The sequence below is a fragment of the Paenibacillus sp. OT2-17 genome, from assembly GCF_009827695.1.
Lineage (GTDB): Bacteria > Bacillota > Bacilli > Paenibacillales > Paenibacillaceae > Paenibacillus > Paenibacillus polymyxa_B.
On the sequence record NZ_WUDQ01000239.1, the window covers coordinates 1 to 5,341 of the forward strand.

Sequence of the window (5,341 nt, forward strand, 5' to 3'; positions counted from 1 at the left end):
GCTAGGTCGCCATCGGTTTCAAAAGCAAAACAATCTGTTGAACCATGCCAGACAGATCCATCAGCTCTGTGTTCCCAATCTGCGGTCTGGATAAGTTCAGATAGTCGCTAATAATTCTTTCAGCCCGATCGACCTCTGCTAGTGCCAAAGCAATATATCTGCGATTTTTCCCTTCTAGCCCTGACTGAACCATTTGCAGGAACCCTTTAACAACAGTCAACGGATTCCGTACTTCATGAGCCATAGAGGCAGCCAGTTCACCTAAGGTATTCAGATGCTCAGCATATTTAATCTTTCTTCTCATTTCTTCCCGTTCCAAACTAAACTCCATCCAGAAAGAGGAGGCTCCAATGCTTAGGAATTGAATCACACCGAACCAGAGTATTGCCCGGATCAGCTCGACCTCATCCTTATCCAGCCTGCCATTGGCCCAGGAATGTATTAACAAAAATATAAGCATGGCAATATTGGTCCATATACTCATTAGCATATTCATGCCCACCCGAAGCAACATACTATTGAGCTGCATAAACTTTTTTCTTACCAAGAGAGGGCCCAAATAACACAACATCATGCTGGGAAAGCTCACCACCATAGACTCAGGATCTATATACATACGAGCCATCACTATCAGCGTTATATTCAGAAGCCCTGCCTTAGGACCAAAATATAAAACAGAGAGGATCAAAGGAACATATCGGAGATCCCAATATAATCCATACCAAATGTACGAAAACATAAGGCAAAGCACAGAAGATACACCCAACACCCCTCCCATAAGCAACGGGGTATGTTTCCTATGCCGATGATCTGACAAAGCGCTATATACTAATAACGGTACAAACACAAGAAATATGTTCACGAGCAGCTTATCTACCAGCATCTCGTCTTTCCCACTTTCCAAGTGATAATGACTACGTACTTCTTCTATTCTCGATAATACGTGTCTTTTCCTCTATCCTCCCCTACATCTGATGAAAAATATAAGGCGATTCGGCAACACACCTGAGCATTGGCCCACGCAATCTGAAAATCCACTTCATAAGATACGATGTATCCTTTATCACAATGACCGAGAGGAGAATGAGCATGGGAGCAGAAGAAACAAGAGGCGGTTACGGTGGTTACGGCGCATTCACAAGCACAGGAACAATTCTGGTACTGTTCATTTTATTAGTTATCATCAGCAAAACGATCTTTATATAAGCAGACGGATATCTGCACCCACGGCTACGATAGCAGTGAGCTTACAAAAAAAGGCTAATTCGCAGACAGCTCTTGCTGCTTGCGAATTAGCCTTTACTTTATTCACATAGATACACATTACACTTCTTCTTCATCCTGCCCGTCCAAACGCCATTTTTTGGCTTGAGCGCCTCGTAACAGGAACACTACTGCAACTCCCCCAAGCAGCGTGAGCAGTGTAGACAGTAGATCTTCCTTTCCTTTTGCCAGAAAAGGAAGCCACAGAACCACAGCAGCCGGCAACGTCAACCGAACAACAAAGTCGAGAAAAGACGCACGACGACTATGCGCAGGAATCGGATATAACTGAAGCCATAACGAATCCTTGTGATACTGCCTTAGTGAAGTGACCTGTACACCAATGAGGAATATGAAAAATAAATATTCTGCAATCCCAATCCAGCTAGCATGGGTGATATATATAATTAACAACCCCAGAATTCCAAGCCGAATGACAATACCTGCTGGCTCTGTACGCAGGAACGTCTTAAACAGCAGGTAACGATACGCTCCCCTTCTGTTCCAAGGTATGTTACCTCCCAACCAGGACAGCCAACGACGTGGCGTCACTCTCTGCGTAAGGGCGGGCACATCGACAAACCAGCCCAAAGTGCGCATCACCCGAGCAGCCTGCATACCCTCTGTACGAATCAGCTTTTCCCAAGCCACTAGCAGCTTGACCGGAAAACGCAGAACAAGCACGTACACCACACCGACCAATATGATAAATGGCACGCTGTGTAGTGGAGGCTGCCATAGCCATGCGGCTACCATCAGCACAGCCAACACCCACCGAAGCAGACGATAGCCTACACTCCCGCCAATCGATACCATGCGAAGCTCTTGCCAGCCGCCGTAGCTGAATAGCAGCTTTAACAGCACGAACAGTAGCAGGGTCAGTAGCAGCGGCTTAGGCGCGGTATCACTGCGAATATACAGCGGCCACACGATAATAGACAGCAATAGCAAACCGAATATTTTATACACCACACCCCGAATCCGGCTGGCCTTAAAATAATCGTGCATCGCGTGCTCCTGTGGACGGAGGAAAACAATATCCGCCGCGTTTAAATACGTACGAAAGCTCGCATGAGCAATCGGAATAGCCACAATAAGCATGATCCAGCGGATGGGCAAATCCGGTGGAGTATGCATCAGCAGTGACGTGTACCATGCGGCAAAGGCAATCAGTGCAAAGCCGAAGACCACCGCCAGACCGCTCTGAATGACATAGCCCAGATAGGGCAGCACCTGTCCCCAGAACGCTACACGTCTTTCTTTATGCAAACGTTGCAAATCCATGCTCATTCCCTGCCCTGTACCAGCTCATAAAATGCATCTTCCAGCGGCATGCCCGGCTTACCCGCCTGTGCTGTCACTTCGTCCAGCGTACCCTGTGCAATGATGGCACCCTGATGAAGTACAATGAAACGATCGCAATAATTTTCAATCGTGGACAAAATATGAGAACTGAGCAGAATGGACGAACCCGAACGCTTCATCTCTAACATAAAGTCAAGCAGGGAACGAATACCAAGCGGGTCCAAACCCAAAAAAGGCTCATCTATGACATACAACGGCGGTCCCGCTAAAAATGCGCACATAATCATCACTTTCTGGCGCATCCCTTTAGACAGATGCATCGACATACTTCCACTTTTATCCCGCATACGGAACAAGTCCAGCATTTGATCACTGCGTGTGCGGAAATCTGCTTCGCTAACTCCGTACGCTCTGGCCGTGAATTCCATATGCTCCATCACCGTCATTTCAGGATACAGCTCTGGAGATTCAGGTACAAAAGCAATGGCTCCCTGATACTCCTCGGGATTTTCATCCTGCTTATGACCCTGCACACGAATTTCTCCGGCTTGCGGTGTCATCAGGCCCAAAATATGCTTCATGGTCGTACTTTTCCCGGCCCCGTTCAGACCGATCAATCCTACCATTTCGCCCGGTTTCACATCCAGCGAAATCTGATGCAGCACCGGGCGCTTGGCGCTATATCCGCCGGTCAGTCCGTTAATTTGCAACACAGGCTGTTGTTCCATGGCTCCCCCTCTTCTCCCTTACTCGTTCGGTTTTGATCCTTTTTCCTTCAGCCATCTTGGTGCACCCTTGTTTTTGCGATCACGCTCACGCTGTGCTTTTCCTGCTTTGTACAAGGCTGCTCCTTTGCTTTTGCCTGGAGCTGAACCGTTCGCGGAATTCCTGCCAAGACGTCCGTTTTCGGTACGAACAGGTGCCTTACGGTTTTCCGTCTGTGCTCCGTCAGACATGGATCTGGCCTCGGATGGTCTTACAGGTGCACGCTTGGCATCCGCCGGACGCGGCACAACTACTCGACCTCCGTGCAACGCACGCTCTGCGATCTCAATGCCCAGTTCACGGGAGAACTTACGCATGATGAACGTTTCACGGTCGGTGACAACCGACGCCACCAATCCTTTGCGTCCCATCCGTCCTGTCCGTCCTGCACGGTGAACATAAGCTTGACTATCCGTAGCCGGGTCAAAATGAATGACCATTTCAAGGCCCTCAATATCCAGACCACGGGCTGCCACATCCGAAGCGACCAGCACTTTGAGCTTGTCCTCGCGGAATCGGGCCAACACGTTGCTACGCGTGACTTTATCCGCATCTCCATACAAGGACGCCGTAGTCAGCCCCATATGCTTGAGCTTGGCTTCAATCTCCCCGATGGCATTGGTTGTATTCACGAACACCAGCGCTTTTCTTGGATTAAAATGACGCACTAGACGGCGCAGCATATCCACCTTATCCCGTTCTTCAGATACAAAGTAATAGTGTTCCAGTCCACTGGCCGTCTTCTGGTCGGGATCAATCCCAATTTCTACATATTCACGCATCTCTCGTTTCGCCAGCGACTGAATCTCATCGTTCAGCGTTGCGGACAGGAATACCAATTGACGATCACGTTGGGCGGTGCCCAATATGTTTGTTACATCGCCTGCTCCGCCGAGCTGGAACATCTGATCCACCTCATCAATAACAATGGCTGTAATATTGTGCATTTTCAACTTTTTCGAAGCGATGAGTTCCCGTACACGTCCTGGTGTGCCCACGACAAGCTGTGGATGATCCTTGAGCTTTTCGATTTGACGTTTGATAGCCGCCCCACCAATCAGACCGAGTACACGGATTCCACGATGCTCTCCGTAGCGCTGACCCTCACGTACAATTTGCATGGCCAGTTCCTGGCTTGGAGCTAGTATCAGCTTTTGCGTAGCCTTTTTCTGTGGATCAATCGCTTGCAACAGCGGCAACAAATAAGCCAGTGTCTTGCCTGTGCCAGTTTGTGAACGCGCCAAAACATGCTTTCCCTTCATTATTTCCGGTATAGCCTCTGCCTGAACTGGCGAAGGCTGTGTAATTTCATGCTCAGTCAGTTTGTCCAACAGATCTTGTTCAACGCCGAGCGATTCAAAATTCAATGTCATGAAAAGGTCCAACCCCTATACGTAAATTCGTTACTCTCCATTATATGCGAAAATAGCCCTGTTACCAAATCACAAAAATAAAAGATGTCCCTCACCATAGCTAATGGCTTACGGGACATCTTTTATTTCTTATTCATCACACCATGACCCAGCCTATCGGTTAGTCTGGGAGCTAACTGATACAGCTTGAGAAAAGGAGATACCCACCGTGGCAGATTAACCTCCTCTTTGCCAAGCTCCATCGCTCTCACGATATGCCGTGCTACCTTATCAGGTTGTAGCATAAACCAGCTTACATTTCGAACATATCCTCCTGAAGGATCTGCCAGCTCAAAAAACGGTGTGTCGATCGGCCCCGGGTTAATCGTCGTTACAGTCACTCCACTCCCGCGCAGCTCTTGCCTGAGCGCATTGCTGAAACCAAGCAACGCATGCTTCGTCGCCGTGTAAGAGGACGATTTGGCTGTCCCGATTTTCCCGGCCATCGATGCTACATTGACAATCTGTCCATGGCCCCGCTCTGTCATTTGCGGCAGAAACGCCTTGATGCAGCGAACAACACCCATATAGTTCACGTCCATCATTTGTTCAAACTCCGTCAGGTCGGTTTCATTAAAATACTCAAACTTTCCGTA

6 protein-coding genes are annotated in these 5,341 nt (G+C 48.5%); 1 reads left to right on the plus strand and 5 read right to left on the minus strand.

Going from position 1 to position 5,341, the window contains the following annotated elements; translation table 11 throughout:
* Position 1: 1 nt before the first annotated feature.
* Positions 2 to 883, minus strand: a complete 882-nt coding sequence (locus GRP75_RS30325; protein ID WP_272917217.1) for a histidine kinase dimerization/phospho-acceptor domain-containing protein — start codon at positions 881 to 883, stop codon at positions 2 to 4.
* A gap of 206 nt (positions 884 to 1,089) precedes the next feature.
* Here GRP75_RS30325 and GRP75_RS29880 point away from each other — a divergent pair, with 206 nt between their 5' ends.
* Entirely contained in the window at positions 1,090 to 1,206 is a 117-nt protein-coding gene (locus tag GRP75_RS29880; RefSeq protein WP_023990126.1) for a hypothetical protein, read from the plus strand.
* Positions 1,207 to 1,323: 117 nt separating this feature from the next.
* Here GRP75_RS29880 and GRP75_RS18440 read toward each other — a convergent pair whose 3' ends face one another.
* The 4 genes from GRP75_RS18440 to GRP75_RS18455 form a co-directional block, all read right to left on the minus strand.
* On the minus strand, positions 1,324 to 2,547 hold the full coding sequence (locus GRP75_RS18440) for an ABC transporter permease (RefSeq protein WP_160790000.1): 1,224 nt from the start codon (positions 2,545 to 2,547) through the stop codon (positions 1,324 to 1,326).
* Positions 2,548 to 2,549: 2 nt separating this feature from the next.
* On the minus strand, positions 2,550 to 3,296 hold the full coding sequence (locus GRP75_RS18445; protein WP_013311782.1) for an ABC transporter ATP-binding protein: 747 nt from the start codon (positions 3,294 to 3,296) through the stop codon (positions 2,550 to 2,552).
* An 18-nt stretch (positions 3,297 to 3,314) separates the two neighbouring features.
* Positions 3,315 to 4,706 (minus strand): DEAD/DEAH box helicase, encoded by a 1,392-nt coding sequence (locus tag GRP75_RS18450; protein WP_160790001.1) that lies wholly within the window; start codon positions 4,704 to 4,706, stop codon positions 3,315 to 3,317.
* A gap of 122 nt (positions 4,707 to 4,828) precedes the next feature.
* Positions 4,829 to 5,341 (minus strand): SDR family NAD(P)-dependent oxidoreductase (locus GRP75_RS18455; protein ID WP_160790002.1); only part of this gene is annotated, 513 nt, incomplete at its 5' end.